This is a genomic window from Pseudomonas sp. D5(2026) (assembly GCF_057766845.1).
Window position 1 is genome coordinate 2,166,008 of the sequence record NZ_CM173421.1, and the last position, 18,994, is coordinate 2,185,001.

The following is an 18,994-nucleotide window of genomic DNA, read 5'->3' on the forward strand; positions in this document are numbered from 1 at the left end:
CCTTCCTGTGCTGTCGCCTCAACTCGTCACCCTTCAAGTAGAAGAACAACAATGAGGAATTGCTCATGACGCAGGTTCAGCAACGCGGCGTGGAGGAGATCCAGCCTGGCTCCCCGGTCGGCACAAGGCGAGTGCCGGTGGGGTCGGCGGTCTACAACGACGTAGTGACCTTCCTTTTCGAGGAGGCCACCTTGCTCGACCAGATTCGCCTTCAGGAATGGGCCGAGCGCCTGGACACCGACCTGGTTTACACCGTGCCGCTGCGCCAAACGCGCCTGGCCTCGGAACTTAAGACCACCATCGTGCGCAGTGTGCAGCACTACCACGACGACTACCGCTCGATGATGGGGCGCATCCTGCGCTTGTCCGGCAAGAGCGCCTGGGCAGAAGACCCGCCTTCGCGTACCCGCCGGCTGGTGACCAACGTGTTCGTGGAGGAAACGCAGAAGCCTGACGAGTTCGTGGTCACCAGTTACCTGTTGCTCACGCGCAGCCGTTTCAAAGACCACCACGTCGACATCATCAGCGGTGAGCGGCGCGATGTGCTGCGCCTGGGGGCGGCCGGGTTCAAGCTGGCGCGGCGCGAGGTGATTCTGGACCAGGCGGTGCTGGGCACACCCAACCTGGCCATCTTCCTCTAAAGCGTCGTGTAAAGGCCACTCGGCGTGTCACGCCGCGTGGTCACCGGGCATGGCACGCAGCCACGCCTGGTCCTGGGCGCACAATGCCTGTGGGTTGTTGCTGAAATCCAAGGTCGAGCCCTGCATACGCAGTGCCTGTTCGGCGCGGGCCGGTTGCTGGCTGTAGCAGCGACCGCTGCTGATGGCGTGGGCTTGTTCGTCGAGGTTGTAGGCGCGCCCCATCGATATAAGCGTGCAACGGCGCAGAAGCAGCGACGCTTCGGCGGTGTCTTCGCTGAGGGTGCCCAGCGCCCAGCGCGCCATCCCTTCGCGAAGGTTGACCCCAGCATAGGGTGGCGGCCCTTCGATCATCGTACCGTTCACTTCCCAGCTCAGGACCTGCCCGCTGTCGCAGCTCAGACTGGCGCGGGTACGCCCGTCGATACGTGCGCCGACCTGGATCTCGTAGCGCCGCTCGCCGGCGCCGCGGGCGGCGCGCGCAATAGCCAGGCCGGCCAGGTCGAGCAGGTGGGTGCATTGATGGCTGGCGTCAGTGTGCCGGGTGACCGAATGCGCAATGCGCGCCAGTGGCATGCCTACCAGCGCCTGCAGTTGGTCGCCTGCCTGCGGGCACAGCGAATAGGGGTAGCGCAGCGCTTCGCCACCGATGGCCGTGACATGGCCGGCTGTGTGGCTGGCCCATACGCGAAAGTGGTGAAAATCATCTTCCAGGGCCGCACGAACGTGGTCTGCGTGGGCAATGATGTCTACGCGGCGTCGAAATACAGTCATCCTGGTGTCCTTTTGCAAAGGGTGTGAGGGGGCGCTGAAATCAGCTATATTTGAACACTAAATACTATAATGTTCACTAAAAACAAGAAAAGGAGCGGTTATGGCCCTGCTGAACGAACAGGTCGCGCTGATTACCGGCGCAGGGGGCGGAATCGGCCGAGGCATCGCGCTGAACTTCGCCAAAGAGGGAGCTGCGGTGGTGGTCGCAGAACTGGATGAAGCCAGCGGGGAAGCGGTGGTAGCGGATCTCAAGGCGCTTGGCGCCAGGGCGGTGTTCATCCGCACGGACGTCTGCAGCAAGGCCGATATCGAAGCCGCTGTGCAACTGGCCGTAGACGAGTTCGGTGGCCTGGACATACTGGTCAACAACGCGTTTGCGCCCACGCCCAACGTGTTGCTGGAAGACAAGACCGATGCGATGCTCGCGCAGACACTGGGTTCGACCGTGTGGGCAGCCTGGTGGGCGATGAAGGCGGCGCTCCCGCACATGAAGGCGCGCGGGGGCGGCAAGATCATCAACTTCTACTCGATCGATATCGAGATCGGGGCCTGGCTGCATGGCGACTACAACACAGCAAAGTCGGCCATCGTGGGGCTGACCCGCAGCGCGGCCTCCGAATGGGGGCGCTTCAACATTCGCACCAACGCTATCGCGCCCACCGCGATGGGCGCCACCTTCCACAAGCTGGCGGCAGAGAACCCGGGGTTCGCTGAAATGTCTGCTTCCATGCGCCCGCTGGGGCGTTGTGGCGAGCCTGAGGCCGATATCGGCCCGGTGGTGGTGTTCCTGGCCAGCGAGATGTCGCGCTTCATTACCGGCGAAACCATTCACGTCGACGGCGGTCTGCACCTGCCTGGCTACAACTCTCGGCCCAAAGGCATCCCCGTGCGCGAATACTGAAGCCAATAAAAAAGCGCGGCTAGTGCCGCGCTTTTCGCGTGCTGGGTGAAGCGGCTACTTCTTGGCAACGCTGATCGAGGTAGTCTCGAGGTCCCAGGTAGTAGAGGTTTTGCCTTCGTCGCGCAGCAGGTATTTCAAAACACGGCCCTGTGGGTTCTTCGGCAAGCTGGGGCGAAACTCGATGTAGCGCGGTAGGGCGTAGTAGGGCACCGTCTCCACGGCCCAGTGGAACAGGTCTTCGGGGTGCAGCGTGGCGCCCTCATGCAAAACTGCAGTGACCTTCACGTCATCTTCGCCTTTGTCGGACGGCACAGCATGTACCGCCACTTCGGCCAGGGCAGGATGCACGCCGAAGGCCGCCTCCATCTCGAAGCTGGAGATGTTTTCTCCACGGCGTCGCAGATAGTCCTTTTTGCGGTCGACAAAGTAGAAGAAGCCGTCATGATCGAACTTGCCGATGTCGCCAGTATGGAACCACATGTTGCGCATCAGCTTCTGGGTGTCTTCCGGCCGGCGCCAGTAGCCCTGGAACATGATGTCAGGGCGCAGTGGGCGTACCACGATTTCACCGGCGGTATCAGGGGGTACTTCCTGGTCAAGGTCGTCGACAATGCGTACATCGAAGTCGGCAATACGTTTGCCCGAGGAGCCGGGCGCTGCATATTCGCCGGCTGCCAGCGAGGTGATCACGCAGGCTTCGGTCAGGCCATAGCCGTTGCCACCCACCAGCGGCGTGCCGAAGCGTTCGCGCCAGATCTTCTTGGTTTCTTCGGTATAGGGGTTGCCGCGAGCGGTGTGTATCTGCCCGACGCAGCGCAACATGGCCTCGTTGTCTGGCGCCTGTGCGAGGAGCCCGCCCATGCCGCCGAGAATCGAGGCGATAGTGGCGCCCGAGCGTTCCACTTCCGGCCAGAAGCCGGACACCGAAAAGCGCGGCAGGATGGCGGCACGTGCACCCACCAGAATGCTGGCGATGATCGACACGCACAGGGCATTCATGTGGAATAGCGGCAGCGGTGTGATGGTGACGTCATCGGCACTAGCAGGTCCGGCACGCAATTGCAGGCGGGCCAGGTTACACATGAAGTTGTAGCTGATCATGCAGCCTTTGGACGGGCCGGTGGTGCCCGAGGTGTAGATCAGGCAGGCGAGATCGGAAGGTTGCGGCTTAGTGGCCAGCGGGGTGGCGTCCTGGCCGCGATAGCTGTCCAGCGCGGTAATGCGAATCGCGCACTCGGGCACGCTGTCGGGGGTGCCGCGGTGCAAAATGTGGTGCACGTCATGCAGCTGTTCTGCCAGCGGTGTGATGCGCTGCAGGTAGGCAGCTTCGCAGATCACCAGCGAGGTGCCAGTGTCGGCGATCTGGTGGCGCAGAAACTCGCCCTTGAGTGCCGTGTTGATCGGCACGCTTACTGCGCGCAGCTTGTTGATGGCCAGCCAGGTGATGACCGCATCGATATTGTTGTCGAGCATGGTCAGTACAGTTTCACCCGGCTTGATGCCGAGCGACGCCAGGGCGTTGGCCATTCTTGTCGAAAGTGAATCAACTTCACCGTATGTGTATAACTCTCCGCTGAAATCCAGCAGGATTCGCTCCGGATGCCGTGCCACCGCACGGTCTAGCGCATCAATGACAGTGTCTCGTTCTCCTACCGCCCAAGTGTCTGGATTCCCACTGCTACCCATGAATTTTCTCCGTTTAGGCCCCGAAACTGCTGGTCTGCCTGGTTTTTGTTTTAAATAGAGAATCTGATTCTAAATGCAAAATATCAAATTGTCTTTAGCATAAAGTTGAACATATACGATTATTTGTGCGCAGATTCTGTGCTAACGTTGCCTCATCATTACTCTCCACGAGCCTGCAAGTCCATGCCAAAAAATGCTACTCAGCTGGCAGAAGCGCCTAAGGCCGCTGCCAAAACCAGGAAAAAAGCCGCACCTGACGCCCCTGCGAGCGGCGCCAAAGCCGTCAACACCGTCGAACGGCGCAATGGCCCGACGGCGGCAGGCAATAAAGTCAAGCCCAACCGCCGTTCGGAAGAAACCATCGCCAACATCCTCAAGGCGACCGAAGAAGTGGTGCTGATGTCGGGCGCCGATCGCATTTCCATCCTCGATGTGTGCCAGGTCGCGGGTGTATCGCGCGGTACCTTTTACCGCTATTTCTCTTCCCAGGAAGACCTGCTGGACACCTTCTCACGGCACAAGCGTGAAAGCTTCCACACCTCGTTGTCGCAGGAGCTGGGCCACATCAGTGACCCGGAAGCGCGGCTGAACGCACTGTTCGCCTACCTCGACAACTACCTTGAGCAAAGCCGTGCGCGGCGCCTGCTGGTGGTCGCGCCAGACTATGCGCTGGGGTTCTTTCGGCGGATTTTTCACGACTCGATCGTTCGCTTTCAGGATGGCCTGGGCATTGTCTTCGATGACTGGGACGACCGCCTGGGCGTACGCCTGGATCGGGAACTGATCTGCGAAATGATCATTCGCTATGTGTTGAGCGAAATCCTGGTGCCGGAGGCGGCGGGGCGCCGACTATTCCCGGTACGCGTGAAAAAGCTGCTTGGCGCATTGATCATGGGGTCTACCTCGCGCACCCGCCGCTGATACCTTCTTTCTCCATTCTGTACACCCTAAGCCCCCGTCAGTCGGGGGTTTTTTGTGGTTTGTCGAAATTCCTCTTCCTCATTTTCGCGCTTGTTGGTCAGTTCAAGCCCTCTTGCCTAGGTTGGGGGCAGGCTCTGCCTCGGGGGTTTCAGGGTGGCTTGAAAATAATATGAACAGAATTTTGATTTCTGCTCAAATTAATTTTAAGCTCTGGCCTAGTAGCGAGCCTTGCTGTTCCCCTTCCCGCGTCGGTTGACCGCGACCGCGCAAAGGCACCCCGCTGCAAACCAACAAAAAAGTGCCAACTTCGAGGTACCTGCACATGCTTATCGATCTGCACGCTCACGCACCCCATCCGGGCTACTACAACCAGCACCCGCACTGGGGGCCGTTCTTCGAACAGCACGCCGATGGCGATATCAAGCTGCGGGTGGGGGAATGGATTCTGGGGCTCGGTTCGCCTGAGCGTAAGGCTGCTGTGCGTTCTGGCAACGGCCCCAAGCTTGAAGAGTACTTCGCGCGCTGGGCGGATCCGAAAGTCCGCCTGGCCGGCATGGATGCGGCAGGGCAGAACCTGCAGGTAATCTCGGTGCCGTCGCACTGCTACATGTACTGGACCGAGGCCGAGTTCGCCGTACCATTTGCACGTACCGTCAACACGACGCTGGCTGAGTACTGCTCGGCGGCCCCGGACCGCCTGATGTTCTGGGCCCACGTGCCGTTGAACGCGCCCGAGGCGGCCGCCGCCGAACTGCGCTATGCCTGTACCGAGCTGGGGGCCAAGGGCATGGTGGCCGGTGGCGCCAACTTCGGCGGCCTGGAGTTCGATTCGCCGGAGCTTGACGTGGTGTGGCGCACCCTCTGCGACCTGGACCTGCCGATGTTCATCCACGGCTACAATCAGTCGGTCACCTGGGGCAAGAACGCCAACGACGACCGTTACGAAACCACCGCCATCGTCGGCATGCAGTACGACGAAAGTCGCTGCTTCTGGAACCTGATCTGCGGTGGCGTGCTGGACCGCTTCCCCGACCTCAAGGTGTACATCACCCACGGCGGCGGCTACGTGCCGTATCAGCTTGGGCGCCTGGCCAAGACCAACGAGAACCTGGACGTCAAATACAACAAGAAGCCGTTGCTCGACTACATGAAGAACTTCTACTTCGATGTCGAATTGCACGAAGTGCCGATGCGCCAGGCGTTGGTCGATATCATCGGTGCCGACCATGTGCTGTACGGCAGCAACTTCGGCGGCAGCGATGCGGTGCGTCATGACCTGACCCATGGCCTGAAGCTTTCGGATGCCGATCTGCGCAAGATCCGCTATGAGAACGCCTGCCGCCTGCTGCATCTGGATCCCACCAAGCTGGGCAAGGTAGGTGCCTGATGAAGCTGGCACGCTGTGAGCATTCGGCGGTCGGTATTTTCTGGGCCGTGGTCGATGTCGCCCAGGACCAGGTAACCCCTATTTCCGGCGACTTCAGGGACTGGGCGCCGGGCGTGGCGGCGGGGCGGGGCATCAGCTCCGTCCGGCTCGCCGGCCCGGCGCTAGCGCTGTCGAAAGTGCGCTTGTTGCCACCGATCGAACCGATCAATCGGGTAGTGGTGGCGGGCGCCAACTATGCCAAGCACCTGGTGGAGTTCGGATTGAATGCACCGGCGCAGCCGGTCGCATTCCTCAAGGCCTACGGTGCGTTAATCGGCGCCAGGGACCCAATTCGCTTTCCGCCCTTGACCGAAGAACTCGACCACGAGGTTGAACTGGTGGCGGTGATCGGTACGGGCGAGATCGACGTCGAAAACCCGCTGGCCTGCGTGCTGGGCTACACCGTCGGCAACGACGTGAGTGCGCGTGACCTGCAGCGCAGCGGGCCGCCCGGCATCGGCATGGACCTGTTCGCCGCCAAGAGCCAGGACCAGACCACGGGCCTAGGCCCGTGGATCGTCACCAAGGACGAGTTTGCCGAGGGCTCCCCGCGGTTGCGCTTGACCCTGAAGGTCAATGGCGAGGTTCGCCAGGATGGTTCCACCGCGGAGATGACCTGGGACGTGGGGCAGTTAATCAGCTTTGTGCAGCAACGCTCCAGCTTTGCCGCGGGCGACGTACTGTTCACCGGGTCGCCGGCGGGCGTGGGCATGGGCACAGGGCTGTATCTCAAGGAGGGCGACGTGGTTGAAGCCAGCGTCGAAGGCATCGGCACATTGCGAAATGTAGTCGGTAAAAAACCGCAGCCAATCGAGAGCCAGACATGAACACCAACAATAAAGAGAAAGTAGTGGTCGTGGGTGCCGGTTTGATGGGCACCGGCATTGCGCATGCTTTCGCCAGTTCCGGCTTCGCCACCGTCGTGGTCGATACCAAGCCGGCCTCGTTGACCCACGCGCGGGCCAGCATCGAAAAGATCCTTGGCGATGGCGTACGTCTGGGCAAGGTCAGCGAGGAGCAGGCGCAGCAATCACTGGCTAATTTGCTGACCACCAGTGACCTGAGCGAAGCCGCTAGCGGGGCGAACTGGCTGGTTGAAACCGTCTCCGAGCAACTGGCGGTGAAGAAGGCAGTCATCAGCCAGGCAGCCCCGCTGCTGGCCGCCGACGCGATCATCGCCACCAACACTTCGGCCCTGAGTGTGACCGAAATTGCCGCGTCGGTGGACAGTGCCGACCGGGTCATCGGCATGCATTTTTTCAACCCGGTGCACAAGATGAAGCTGGTGGAGCTGGTACGTGGCCTGGCCACCAGCGACGAGGTGGTGATACGCACGCGCGCGCTGTGCGAGCAGATCGGCAAGACCTCCATCATCGTCAATGAGTCGCCAGGGCTCACCACCAGTCGCATGTCTGCGCTGCTGGGTAATGAGGCGATGTGGATGCTCCAAGAAGGTACCGCGACCGCCGAAGACATCGATACAGCACTGCGCCTGGGCTTCAATCACCCGATGGGGCCGCTGGAGCTGGGCGACCTGACCGGCTGGGATACGCGATTGTCGGTGCTGCGCTACCTGCATCAGACTCTGGGCGAGAAATTTCGCCCCTGCCCACTGATCATCAAGATGGTTGCGGCCGGACGCCTGGGGCGCAAGACAGGGCAGGGCGTGTATCGCTATGCCGATGGCAAGCAGGTTCCAGGGTCCGGCCTCAAGGCGAGTGCACTATGAACGAGGTCGTTATCGTTGATGCGGTGCGCACGCCCATCGGCAGGTTTCGTGGCAGCCTTGCGGGAGTGCGCGCCGATCATCTGGGCTCGCTGGTGATCAGCCGCTTGCTGGAACGCGTAGATATGGCTCCTGAGCAGGTCGAAGATGTGATCTTCGGCTGCGTGACGCAGATCGGTGAGCAGTCCGCCAATATCGCCCGTACCGCATTGTTGGGTGCAGGCTGGCCGGTCAGCATTCCCGGGTTGACCATCGACCGTAAATGCGGTTCGGGTGAAGTCGCTGTGCACCTGGCCGCTGGCGCCATCGCCAGTGGCGCGGTGGATGTGGTAGTGGCCGGTGGCGCGGAAAACATGAGCCGCGTTCCGATGGGCAGCAACCGAGACCTTCACGGCGAGGCGTTCGGCTGGATGGCGGTGCAACGCTATGAATTGACCAGCCAAGGCGAGGCGGCCGAGCGGATCGTCGACCAATGGTCGCTCAGCCGCGACGCCCTGGATGACTTCGCCTTTGCCAGCCATCAGCGCGCTGCGGCCGCTTGCGACGCGGGGTATTTCGACAACGAGATCGTGCAGGTCGTGGTCGATGACCTGAAGGAGCAATCACTGACCGAGCCGGCTGGCGTGTTGCGTCGCGATGAAACCATTCGCCGGGATACCTCGCGGGAAAAGCTGGCGACGCTCAAGACCAGCTTCCGCCCCGAGTCCGGGCGCATCACCGCAGGCAATTCTTCGCAGATCTCCGATGGTGCTGCCGCGCTGCTGCTGATGAATGCCGACACGGCGAAAAAACTTGGGCTCAAGGCGCGTGCGCGCATTCGCGCTTTCACCACGGTTGGCTCCGACCCGACCTTGATGCTGACCGGGCCGATTACTGCCACCCGCAAGGTGCTGGCCAAGGCCGGGTTGAGCATCAATGACATCGACCTGTTCGAGGTCAATGAAGCATTTGCCTCGGTGCCGCTGGCGTGGATGCTGGAGACTGGCGTACCCCATGAGAAGTTGAACGTCAACGGGGGAGCCATTGCCCTGGGGCATCCGCTGGGGGCCAGTGGTGCGCGCCTGATGACCACCTTGCTCAACGAGCTTGAGCGCCGGGGTGGCCGCTTCGGCCTGCAGGCCATCTGCTGTGCCGGTGGCATGGGCACCGCTACCCTTATCGAACGGCTCGATTGAGGTGGCCCGCCTGCCTCTGGTTGCCCTCGGTGACATGCCGGCCGCGTTGCAGGACGCGGTCGAGCGTGGACAGCGCAGCCGCATGCTCAGCTCTGTTACTCCGGTCCAGGTCTGGGCGCATCGTCCTGCGGCCGCTTTGGCTTGGCTGGAACTGATGGAAAACTTGCACAGCGAAAGCCTGCTGCCTGAGCGTCTGCGCGAACTGGTGCGCCTGAGGATCGCCAGCATCACCACCTGTCAGGCCTGCCAGCTGGCGCGCAAGTCCGACACCGTTACCGAGCAGGACATCGCCTGCATGGCCAGCGACAGCGCGTGGTTCAGCCCGCAGGAAAGGGCGGCACTGCGCTACGCCGAGTTGTTCGCCAGCGATTATCTGGCCATCGATGACCAGCATTTCAGCCAGCTCAAAGGGTGTTTTTCTGCCGCCCAGATAGCCGAACTGGGTATGTACTGTGCGCTGATGTTGGCCGGTGGGCGCATGACTCTGGTGCAACAGGCATATTGAAAGCTGTCGTGCATCAATAAATATGTTCAGAAAAAGTATATTTGTTCATTTTTATTCGAATAGGTCCTATCCTTACTTCAGCATATAGGGGCTGTAGCATGCCCCGATAAAAAATAATGACAATAAAACCGGAGATGATCATGTCCACACCGGAACACAGCGACCTGACCAAGGTATTCAGTGATGTAGCAAGCAATTATCGGGGCACCAGCGACATTGACCTGCACGCCACCTACCGCGACATGCGAGTCAATTCCCCTGTCCTGCAAGACAACTTCATGGCACGCCTCGGCGTGCCATCGATCGCCGGGCTTGACGCTACGCGGCCTACCTTCACCTTGTTCAAGTATGACGACGTGATGGCTGTGATGCGCGATGCCGGCAACTTTACCAGCGGCTTTATCGCCGAGGGCCTGGGAGCCTTTTTCGATGGTCTGATCCTGACCGCGATGGATGGTGAGGCGCATAAGAGCATCCGTAGCCTGCTGCAGCCGGTGTTCATGCCCGATACCGTCAACCGCTGGAAGGAAACCCGGATCGACCGGGTGATTCGCGAGGAATACCTCAAGCCCATGGTGCCGGCCAGGTCGGCCGATCTGATGGACTTCGCGCTGTATTTCCCCATCCGTGTGATTTATTCGCTGATCGGTTTTCCCGAAGACCGGCCAGAGCAGATCGAGCAGTATGCGGCCTGGGCGCTGGCGATCCTGGCGGGGCCCCAGGTGGACCCGGAAAAGGCCGCTTCCGCACGCGGCGCGGCAATGCAGGCGGCCCAGGCGCTGTATGACGTGGTCAAGGACGTGGTCGCGGAGCGCCGTGCCCAGGGTGGTACGGGTGATGACCTGATCAGCCGCCTGATCCAGGCTGAATACCAGGGCCGATCACTGGATGATCATGAGATCGCGACCTTCGTGCGGTCGCTGCTGCCTGCGGCTAGTGAAACCACCACCCGCACCTTCGGCACCCTGATGTCTCTACTGCTGCAGCACCCCGAGGTGTTGGAGCGGGTGCGCAATGACCGCAGCCTGGTGAACAAGGCCATCGATGAAGCGGTGCGCTTCGAGCCCGTGGCCACCTTCAAGGTGCGCCAGGCCGCCAAAGACCTGCAGATCCGCGATGTACCTATCCCGCAAGGGGCGATGGTGCAGTGCATTGTCAGCTCCGCCAACCGCGACGAAGACGCCTTCGAACACCCCGACGTGTTCGACATCGATCGCAAACCGAAGCCTTCGTTCGGCTTCGGCTTCGGTCCGCATATGTGCATCGGCCAATTCGTGGCCAAGACCGAGATCAACTGCGCGCTGAACGCGATTCTCGACCTGATGCCCAACATCCGCCTAGACCCGAGCAAACCCGCGCCGCAGATAGTAGGCGCGCAGCTGCGCGGTCCGCATTACCTGCATGTGCTGTGGGATTGAAGCAGCCCCTGGTCGTCGCTGACAGCCTTGCATTCGACTAAACATGAACACAAATAAAAAAAGTGTTTAATTTTAGTTGGATCTGCTCTATGCTTCATTCACAACAACAAGCCCGAATGCGAAGGGGATAGCCATGAAAGTTGAAGATCTGATTCTCGTCAGTGTCGATGACCACGCGATTGAGCCGCCCAATGCCTTTGCCCGCCATATGCCGGCCCGCTTCAAGGGGCGCGAGCCGCATGTGGTCAAGAAAGGCGAGCGCGACGTCTGGGTGTTCGAAGAGCAGGCCACCGGCTACATGGGCTTGAACTCGGTAGTCGGCCGGCCGAAAGAGGAATACGGCATGGAGCCGCTGGGCTACGACCAGATGCGTCGTGGCACCTGGAACATCAAGGACCGTGTCGACGACATGAACGCTAACGGCGTACTGGGCTCCTTGTGCTTCCCCACCTTCCCGGGTTTTGCCGGGCAGCGCTTTCAGGTGCACGGCGACCGCGCCGTGTCGCTGGCTGCAATCCAGGCCTATAACGACTGGCACCTGCACGACTGGTGCAACGCCGCTCCGGGCCGTTTCATCCCGCTGATGATCGTACCGTGGTGGGACATGAAGGCCGCCGCCGCTGAAGTCGAGCGCCTGGCACGGCAAGGCGTGCATGCCATTTCGCTGTCGGATAACCCGGCCATCCATGGTTACCCGTCGATTCACAGCGACTATTGGGACCCACTGTGGAAGGCATGTAGCGACAACAAGGTGGTCATCTGCTGCCATATCGGTACTGGCGTGAAAGCGAACCATGCGTCTGACATGTCGCCTATCGATGCCTGGATCACGTCCATGCCCATCTCCATCGCCAATTCGGCGGCCGACTGGATCTGGGCGCCAATGTGGAAGAAATTCCCCGAGCTGCGCATGGCCCTGTCCGAAGGGGGCATCGGCTGGGTGCCTTATCTGCTGGAGCGTGCCGACTTCACTCACCGCCATCACAACGCCTGGACCAACTCCAACTTCGGCGGGAAGATGCCTAGCGATATCTTCAACAAGCACTTCATCACCTGTTTCATTGAGGACAATTTCGGCCTCAAAAACCTGGATTTCCTCAATGCTGACATGGTTACCTGGGAGAGCGATTACCCACACTCCGACTGCACATGGCCCAACTCGCCGGAAACCGCCTGGGAAGGGCTGCAACACCTCTCCAAGGACGTCATCGACAAGGTCACCCATCTGAATGCGATGCGCGAGTTTTCCTTCGACCCATTCTCTATCCACGGTCGTGAAAACTGCACGGTGGGTGCGCTGCGGGCCCAGGCCACACACGTCAGCATCGAGCCTGCCCTGGGCCTGGGCGGCGCCGACCATGGTCGCCATGACAACAAGCCTGTCACCTCCGGCGACATCAATGCGATGTTCGCCCAGGCTGACGCACAAACCGCGTTGTAAGTCGCCCACCTTGCTTCAGGTGTCGCGCATCGGCGGCTGAAGCAAGGGGGCGGTTCTGTGGTCGCCTCAAGCGGGGCGATTGCGCCTGTGTTCAGCGTTAGAGAGCGCATATGGCCATCAGTCAATTCAGCTACAACTCCATCCCTCCCGAGGCCGAGGCGCTTCGCGCCGACGTCCGGGCGTTCATTCAGGCCCATCTGGCCGATTATCCACCGACCTTGCGTGCCCATTCCTGGATGGGCTTCGATACCGAATTCAGCAGGCAGCTGGGCGCCCGTGGCTGGGTCGGCATGGCATTGCCCAAAGCCTACGGTGGCGCGGCGGCGGGGCCATTTGCGCGTTATGTGGTCATCGAGGAGCTGCTGGCTGCCGGTGCGCCGGTCTCGGCCCATTGGATTGCCGACCGCCAGAGCGGGCCGCTGATCAACCGCTTCGGTACCGAGCAGCAGAAGCAGCGCTATCTGCCTGCCATCTGCCGGGGTGAAAGTTACTTCTGCATCGGCATGAGCGAGCCCAATTCCGGCTCGGACCTGGCCTCGATCAAGAGCAATGCGCTACGCGAGGGCGACAGCTGGCTGCTCAATGGGCAGAAGGTCTGGACCACCAACGCGCACCATTCGCAGTACATGATTGCGCTGGTGCGCACCGGCGAAAAACAGGCCGCGCGTCACGAGGGTATGTCGCAGTTCATCGTCGACCTGAGCCTGCCAGGGATTACCATCCGGCCAATCCGCGACCTGGCCGGGGGTGAGCATTTCAACGAAGTATTCTTCGACAACGTTCGCTTACCCGCCGACGCGCTGATCGGCAGCGAAGGCAAGGGCTGGGAGCAGGTAACTGCGGAACTGGCGTTCGAGCGCAGCGGCCCAGAGCGCTTTCTCAGTTGCATGGCGCTGCTCACCAGCCTGATCGACGCGTTGGGCAAGGTGCCTGATGCCCTGCAGGCACGGGAGATCGGGCGCCTATCGGCCAGGCTACTGACGTTGCGCAACATGTCGCTGTCGGTCACCGCGCAACTGGCTGCAGGGGAGCATCCGGCCTGGGCCGCCTCGTGCGTGAAAGACCTGGGCAACGTGTTCGAACAGGAACTGCCGGAAATCGCGCAGTTGCTGCTGGACACCGAGCCGCGCCAGGTCGGTGGCAGCGAATACGCACGGGTGCTGGCCTACCTGACGCAAATGGCGCCGTCCTTTTCACTGCGTGGCGGTACGCGCGAGATTCTACGCGGCATCATTGCCCGTGGCCTGGAGTTGCGATAATGCGCGAATTATTTGAGACGATGATCGAACGCCTGTTTGCCGATCTGTCCACCCCGGCCTATGTGCTTGGTTGCGAGGGCGGCGAGTGGCCAGCCGAGCTCTGGTCCGCACTCGATGAGTCAGGCTTTACCCTAGCGGGCGCCGCCGAAGCGCTGGGCGGCGCGGGCGCCAGCTGGGCGGATATCTATGTGATGGTCCGCGCCGCCGGGCGCTATTCGGTGCCGGCCCCGCTGGGCGAGGCCTTGCTGGCCAACTGGCTGCTGAGCAAGGCTGGCCTTGAAGGGCACGAAGGCGCTTTGAGCATCGCCGCTCATGCCGATTTGGCCCTGATCGATGGGCACGTCAGCGGCACCGCCCGCGCCGTACCCTGGGGGCGCAATGTAGATGCCGTGGTGGCCGTCGCCACCACCGATGCAGGTACACCGCAGGTGGTGTTGCTGCAACGCAGCATGGCCTGCGAACTCACCCCCAGCCTCAACGTGGCGGGAGAGCCGCGCGACGACCTGGTCTTCCGTGGTGCGCGGGTAGTTGCCCACGCACACCTACCAGACGGCCTCGGTGTCGATGTCCTGGAACTTGGCGGCGCGATGCTCCGCTCGGCGCAGACCGCCGGGGCGCTGCATGCGTTGCTGGACATGACCGCCAACTATGCACGAGAGCGCAAGCAGTTCGGCAAGGCCATCGGGTCGTTCCAGGCGATCCAGCAACAGCTGGCGGTACTGGCCGAACAGACGGCCGCTGCCAGCATTGCCGCTGAAGCAGCCTTTTGCGAGTCCGACGACGGGCTCGCGGCATTGACCATCGCCGTAGCGAAAATCAGTACCGCCGACGCCGCGAGTGTCGGCGCCAGCATCGCCCATTCGGTACACGGCGCCATTGGCTTCACCGAGGAATACCCGCTTCACCTGCTCAGCCGACGGCTGTGGGCATGGCGCAGCGAATTTGGCTCGGCCAGCCTCTGGAGCCAACGCCTGGGCGCACAAGTCTGCCAGGGTGGCAGCGACGGGTTCTGGCCATTGTTGACCCACCACGGCAAGCAACCATTGACCGGCCTTGCGAGCAATTGACTATGAACCCTTTTCTTCAGATCGAGCGCGAGGGCGGTATCGTCACTGTGCGCATGAACCACCCGGACACCCGCAATGCCCTGACCACACCGGAGCAGATCCAGGAGTTTGTCGATCTGTGCGCCGCGTTGCGTCGCGACAAGTCCGTCAGGGTCATGGTGCTGACCGGCAATGGCAGCGCCTTTTGCGCCGGCGGCAATGTCAAGGATATGCACGAGCGTGCTGGTATCTTCGCAGGCTCGCCCTATGAGCTGCGTAACACCTACCGTGACGGCATCCAGCGCATTCCGCTGGCGCTGTACGACCTGGACATTCCGGTTATCGCCGCCGTCAACGGGCCCGCGATTGGAGCGGGCCTGGACCTTGCCTGCATGTGCGATATCCGCTTGGCATCCACCTCGGCGGTATTCGCCGAGAGCTTCGTACGCCTGGGTATCGTGCCGGGCGATGGCGGTGCCTGGTTGCTGCCGCGAATCATCGGCGTTCCCAAAGCGAGTCTGATGTCCTTTACCGGCGATACCATCAATGCGGTCAAGGCGCTGGAATGGGGGCTGGTGGAGCAGGTGTGCGCGCACGAGACGTTGATGGCCGAAGCGCGTTCGTTGGCAGGGCGCATCGCTAGCAACCCGGGGCACTCGCTGCGACTGTGCAAGCGCTTGCTGCGCGAAGGGCAGCACATGCGCCTGGACTCATTGCTCGAGCTGTCGGCGGCTTACCAATCGCTGGCCCACCACACTGAAGATCATCAAGAAGCCGTTTCGGCGTTTGTCGAAAAGCGAAATCCCGACTACCTCGACCGGTGACCGCATAAAGGCACAACCGACGGAATTTTGGAGTATTGAAGATGCGTGGCGTTTTCCGTGAAGACCACAATATGTTCCGCGAACAAGCGCGCCGGTTCGTCGATCGTGAGATTGTGCCCTACCTGCATGAGTGGGAAAAGAACGGCATCGTGCCCAAGGAGGTCTGGCTCAAGGCGGGGGAGACCGGACTTTTGTGTTCTACGGTGCCCGAGGAGTACGGCGGGCCTGGCGGGGACTTCGGCCACTCGGCGGTGATGATCGAAGAACTGGCGCGGGCCAATGCCACCGCGGTGGGGTTTACTACCCACTCCGAGATCGTTGCCCCTTACATTGTCGCCTACGGCAGCGAGGAGCAGAAACAGCGTTGGCTGCCCCGGATGGTCAGCGGCGAGCTGATTGGCGTGATCGCCATGAGCGAGCCTGGTATCGGCAGCGACCTGCGCTCGATGCGGACCTTGGCGCGCCGGGAGGGCGATGATTATATCGTTTCCGGGCAGAAGACCTTCATCACCAATGGGGGTAATGCTGGCCTGATGGTGACCGCAACCAAACTCGACCTCAGCGCCAAGGAGCTCACCCTTATTTGCGTCGAAGAGGAGCGCCAGGGGTTCTCCAAGGGACGGTTGCTAGAAAAGATTGGCTTGAAGGGCCAGGACACCGCCGAATTGTTCTTCGACGATGTGCGGGTGCCTGCCAGCAATCGGCTCGGAGAGGAGGGGCAGGGCTTCAAGTACCTGACTCATCAATTGGCGTGGGAGCGCCTGATCATCGCGATTCGCGCCGCACAGTCGATCCAGACGCTACTGGAAGAGACCATCGAATACACCCGCGAGCGGAAGGTATTCGGCAAGCCGGTGCTGGATTTCCAGAACACCCGCTTCAAGCTCGCCGAAGCAAAGGCGCAGTTCACCATGCTGAGAGTATTTGTCGATGATTGCCTGGCCAAGGTCATGCGCGGTGAGCTGCCCGCGGATGTGGCGGCCATGGCCAAACTGCTGGGCTCGGAGATGCAGGGCAAGCTACTTGACGAGTTCCTGCAACTGCACGGCGGCTATGGGTTCATGAGCGAGTACAAGATCAGCCGGGCCTGGGTCGATGCGCGTGTTGCGAGGATCTACGGCGGTACCTCGGAAATCATGAAAGAGATTATCGGTCGCACGCTTTAGGCGCCGACGGGCAGGGCGTGGCAGTGCTACCCGTAAGGTCACCGGAGAAATGAAAACAATGAGCCTTTATCGAGCGTTCACAGGTGTTTGCTTGTGTCTTGCTTGCTTGTTCGCCATGGCGCAGCCGCCGTCGAGTGACGTCTACGATGCTGAAAGCCAGCGCGCTCGTGCACTGCTGGCGAAGGCGGTGGCCCGTTACCAGGCCAGCGGCGATAACGCCCTGGCCGCGTTCAGCCGCCAGGGTGAGTTCGTCGATGGCGAGTTGTACATCTACGTGGTCGATACCGCTGGGGTTATGCTGGCCAGCGGCGGGCCATCGGTGTCGCTGGTCGGCAAACCGGTGGTGAGCGTGCTGGACGACGACCTCAAGGCCGCGTTTCGCCAAGCTATCGAGCAGCCCGCCGATGGCACCGTGCGCAGCGCCGAGTATCGCTGGTGGAACTGGCAGCATGCCAAGGTAGAGCGCAAGCGCGTGTTCTATCAACGGGTGGGCGAGCGGGTGATCTCCGTGGGCTATTACATGCCGCGCTCCAGCCCTGAACTGGCCCGTGAACTGCTGCAGCGGGTCGTGGACCAGGTGCACAAGGGCCCAAACGCGGCCTTTGCCCTCATCAATCAGCACGACAAAGAGCTCACCCAGGATGACCTGTATGCCTTCGTGGTGGACATCAAGAGCCAGCGCTTCGTTGCCCACGGCTTCCTGCCGCGCCTGATCGGCACGGATTTCAAGTCGCTGCGTTCCACCGATGGCCAGCCGATTGGCGAGGCTATGTTGCGGCAAATGCAACAGCATGAAACCGGTGAACTCGACTACCTGTGGCGCAACCCCATCACTGGGCAGAACGAGTTCAAGAAAACCTTATTGCAGCGGGTAAACGGGTATGTGGTTGCGCTGGGATACTACAGCGGTCAGTAGGCCGGCGCATCCCAATGCGCAGATCCTTTCGATCATCTGCTTCAACTTCATCGGGTACATATGCAGCGGCTTGCCGCTGGCGGTGCTGCCGGGCTTCGTGCTGCATGACCTCGGCTTGGGCGCGGTGCTGGCCGGCGCTGTGATCGGTGTGCAGTACGTAGCGACATTGCTCGCACGGCCGCTGGCTGGCAGCGTGGCAGACCGCTTTGGGGCCAGGTGCTCGGTGCTCTGCGGGCTCGGTGGCCTGATCGCTAGCGGCCTGTTGACCTGGCTTGCGCTTACGCTGCTGGCTCCAGTGTCGCTGTGCCTGGTGCTTCTGGTGCTGGGCAGGATCATCTTAGGTCTGTGTACCGCCATGATCTCCACGCCCTGCTGTACCTGGGCGATTGGCCTGAACGGTGTGCCCAGCACCGCCAAGGTGATGTCTTGGAACGGCATCGCGGCCTATGGCGGTGTGGCGGTTGGCGCGCCGTTGGGAAGGTTACTGGGCAATACGTTCGGCATTGCCAGTGTCGGGTTGTGCAGTGCTCTGCTGGGCTTGGTATTTGTGTTCATGGCCTTGGTCAAGCGCCCAGCGCCGATAGTGGCTGGGGTACGACTGGCCTTTCATCGGGTACTGCTGGCGGTGCTGCCCAATGGGATTGTGCTCGTGTGCAGCTCGGTTGGATACGGTGGGCTCATGGCATTCGTAGCACTGTATTTCGACAGCCTGGGTTGGCAGGGTGCGGCGTTTTGTCTGAGTGGGTTTGGTGCGGGTTTCATCGTGGCGCGGCTGGCATCGCCGGGCATTCTGCACCGGTTGCGCGGCTATACGGTGGTTGCTGGCTGCCTGCTGGTACAGACGAGCGGCCTGCTGCTGGTCGGGCTGGCACCGTCGCCGGCACTGGTGATCGCAGGGGGCGCCCTCACTGGCATCGGCGTGTCGTGGGTCTATCCAGGGCTAGGCATGGAAACTCTGGCGATGATCCCGGCGGCTAACCGAACCTTGGCGCTCAGTGCACTTTCATTGTTTTTTGACGTCGCAGTCGGGGTGGCTGGGCCGGCGCTGGGCCTGGTTGCTGCAGGCTACGGCTACGCTTGGGTGTTCCTTTGGTCTGCACTGTTGTCAGGGAGCGCTGGGGGGCTAGTTCTTCACCTGTATTGGAAATCCAGTTCTTTCCACCGTTGAACTC

Annotated in this window: 18 protein-coding genes; 16 read left to right on the top strand and 2 right to left on the bottom strand. The window is 61.4% G+C overall.

What is annotated here, in order from left to right:
* The first annotated feature begins 65 nt into the window (after positions 1-65).
* Positions 66-641, top strand: coding sequence for an aromatic-ring-hydroxylating dioxygenase subunit beta (locus tag AC3B5Q_RS09835; RefSeq protein WP_051095694.1), 576 nt, complete (start codon positions 66-68; stop codon positions 639-641).
* Positions 642-668: 27 nt separating this feature from the next.
* Here AC3B5Q_RS09835 and AC3B5Q_RS09840 read toward each other — a convergent pair whose 3' ends face one another.
* Positions 669-1,412 (bottom strand): DUF2889 domain-containing protein, encoded by a 744-nt coding sequence (locus AC3B5Q_RS09840; protein WP_488393064.1) that lies wholly within the window; start codon positions 1,410-1,412, stop codon positions 669-671.
* 100 nt (positions 1,413-1,512) lie between these two features.
* On the opposite strand from AC3B5Q_RS09840, the gene AC3B5Q_RS09845 reads away from it, so the two are divergent.
* A complete protein-coding gene (locus tag AC3B5Q_RS09845) occupies positions 1,513-2,313 on the top strand; it encodes an SDR family NAD(P)-dependent oxidoreductase (RefSeq protein WP_051095692.1) in 801 nt (266 codons plus the stop codon).
* Between the two features lie 54 nt (positions 2,314-2,367).
* Here the strand turns inward: AC3B5Q_RS09845 and AC3B5Q_RS09850 are convergent, their stop codons facing one another.
* Positions 2,368-3,999 carry an ATP-dependent acyl-CoA ligase gene (locus AC3B5Q_RS09850; protein ID WP_051095691.1) on the bottom strand — a complete coding sequence of 544 codons (1,632 nt, stop codon included), beginning with the start codon at positions 3,997-3,999 and terminating at the stop codon, positions 2,368-2,370.
* Between the two features lie 183 nt (positions 4,000-4,182).
* On the opposite strand from AC3B5Q_RS09850, the gene AC3B5Q_RS09855 reads away from it, so the two are divergent.
* The 14 genes from AC3B5Q_RS09855 (at position 4,183) to AC3B5Q_RS09920 (ending at position 18,990) form a co-directional block, all read left to right on the top strand.
* The gene (locus AC3B5Q_RS09855; protein WP_488393065.1) at positions 4,183-4,920 is read left to right on the top strand and encodes a TetR/AcrR family transcriptional regulator; all 738 of its coding nucleotides are present in this window, start codon (positions 4,183-4,185) and stop codon (positions 4,918-4,920) included.
* Positions 4,921-5,242: 322 nt separating this feature from the next.
* A complete protein-coding gene (locus AC3B5Q_RS09860; RefSeq protein WP_051095689.1) occupies positions 5,243-6,307 on the top strand; it encodes an amidohydrolase family protein in 1,065 nt (354 codons plus the stop codon).
* A complete protein-coding gene (locus tag AC3B5Q_RS09865; protein WP_441253267.1) occupies positions 6,307-7,173 on the top strand; it encodes a fumarylacetoacetate hydrolase family protein in 867 nt (288 codons plus the stop codon). Before AC3B5Q_RS09860 ends, AC3B5Q_RS09865 begins: the two co-directional genes overlap by 1 nt.
* Positions 7,170-8,075, top strand: a complete 906-nt coding sequence (locus tag AC3B5Q_RS09870) for a 3-hydroxyacyl-CoA dehydrogenase (protein WP_104883782.1) — start codon at positions 7,170-7,172, stop codon at positions 8,073-8,075. The genes AC3B5Q_RS09865 and AC3B5Q_RS09870 overlap by 4 nt, the downstream gene beginning before the upstream one ends.
* On the top strand, positions 8,072-9,247 hold the full coding sequence (locus AC3B5Q_RS09875; RefSeq protein ID WP_104883783.1) for a thiolase family protein: 1,176 nt from the start codon (positions 8,072-8,074) through the stop codon (positions 9,245-9,247). The genes AC3B5Q_RS09870 and AC3B5Q_RS09875 overlap by 4 nt, the downstream gene beginning before the upstream one ends.
* A gap of 1 nt (position 9,248) precedes the next feature.
* Positions 9,249-9,752 (top strand): carboxymuconolactone decarboxylase family protein, encoded by a 504-nt coding sequence (locus AC3B5Q_RS09880; protein WP_177429849.1) that lies wholly within the window; start codon positions 9,249-9,251, stop codon positions 9,750-9,752.
* Between the two features lie 140 nt (positions 9,753-9,892).
* Positions 9,893-11,170, top strand: a complete 1,278-nt coding sequence (locus AC3B5Q_RS09885) for a cytochrome P450 (protein WP_104883784.1) — start codon at positions 9,893-9,895, stop codon at positions 11,168-11,170.
* Positions 11,171-11,303: 133 nt separating this feature from the next.
* Positions 11,304-12,611 (top strand): amidohydrolase family protein, encoded by a 1,308-nt coding sequence (locus AC3B5Q_RS09890; RefSeq protein ID WP_104883785.1) that lies wholly within the window; start codon positions 11,304-11,306, stop codon positions 12,609-12,611.
* Between the two features lie 110 nt (positions 12,612-12,721).
* Complete coding sequence (locus AC3B5Q_RS09895) at positions 12,722-13,870, top strand: acyl-CoA dehydrogenase family protein (protein WP_046785927.1); 1,149 nt, start codon at positions 12,722-12,724, stop codon at positions 13,868-13,870.
* Entirely contained in the window at positions 13,870-14,937 is a 1,068-nt protein-coding gene (locus tag AC3B5Q_RS09900; protein WP_104883787.1) for an acyl-CoA dehydrogenase family protein, read from the top strand. The genes AC3B5Q_RS09895 and AC3B5Q_RS09900 overlap by 1 nt, the downstream gene beginning before the upstream one ends.
* A 2-nt stretch (positions 14,938-14,939) precedes the next feature.
* A complete protein-coding gene (locus AC3B5Q_RS09905) occupies positions 14,940-15,740 on the top strand; it encodes a crotonase/enoyl-CoA hydratase family protein (RefSeq protein ID WP_104883788.1) in 801 nt (266 codons plus the stop codon).
* A 41-nt stretch (positions 15,741-15,781) separates the two neighbouring features.
* Positions 15,782-16,906, top strand: a complete 1,125-nt coding sequence (locus AC3B5Q_RS09910; RefSeq protein ID WP_441253266.1) for an acyl-CoA dehydrogenase family protein — start codon at positions 15,782-15,784, stop codon at positions 16,904-16,906.
* Between the two features lie 58 nt (positions 16,907-16,964).
* Entirely contained in the window at positions 16,965-17,822 is an 858-nt protein-coding gene (locus AC3B5Q_RS09915) for a cache domain-containing protein (RefSeq protein WP_488393066.1), read from the top strand.
* Positions 17,788-18,990, top strand: coding sequence for an MFS transporter (locus AC3B5Q_RS09920; protein ID WP_104883791.1), 1,203 nt, complete (start codon positions 17,788-17,790; stop codon positions 18,988-18,990). Before AC3B5Q_RS09915 ends, AC3B5Q_RS09920 begins: the two co-directional genes overlap by 35 nt.
* Positions 18,991-18,994: the final 4 nt, after the last annotated feature.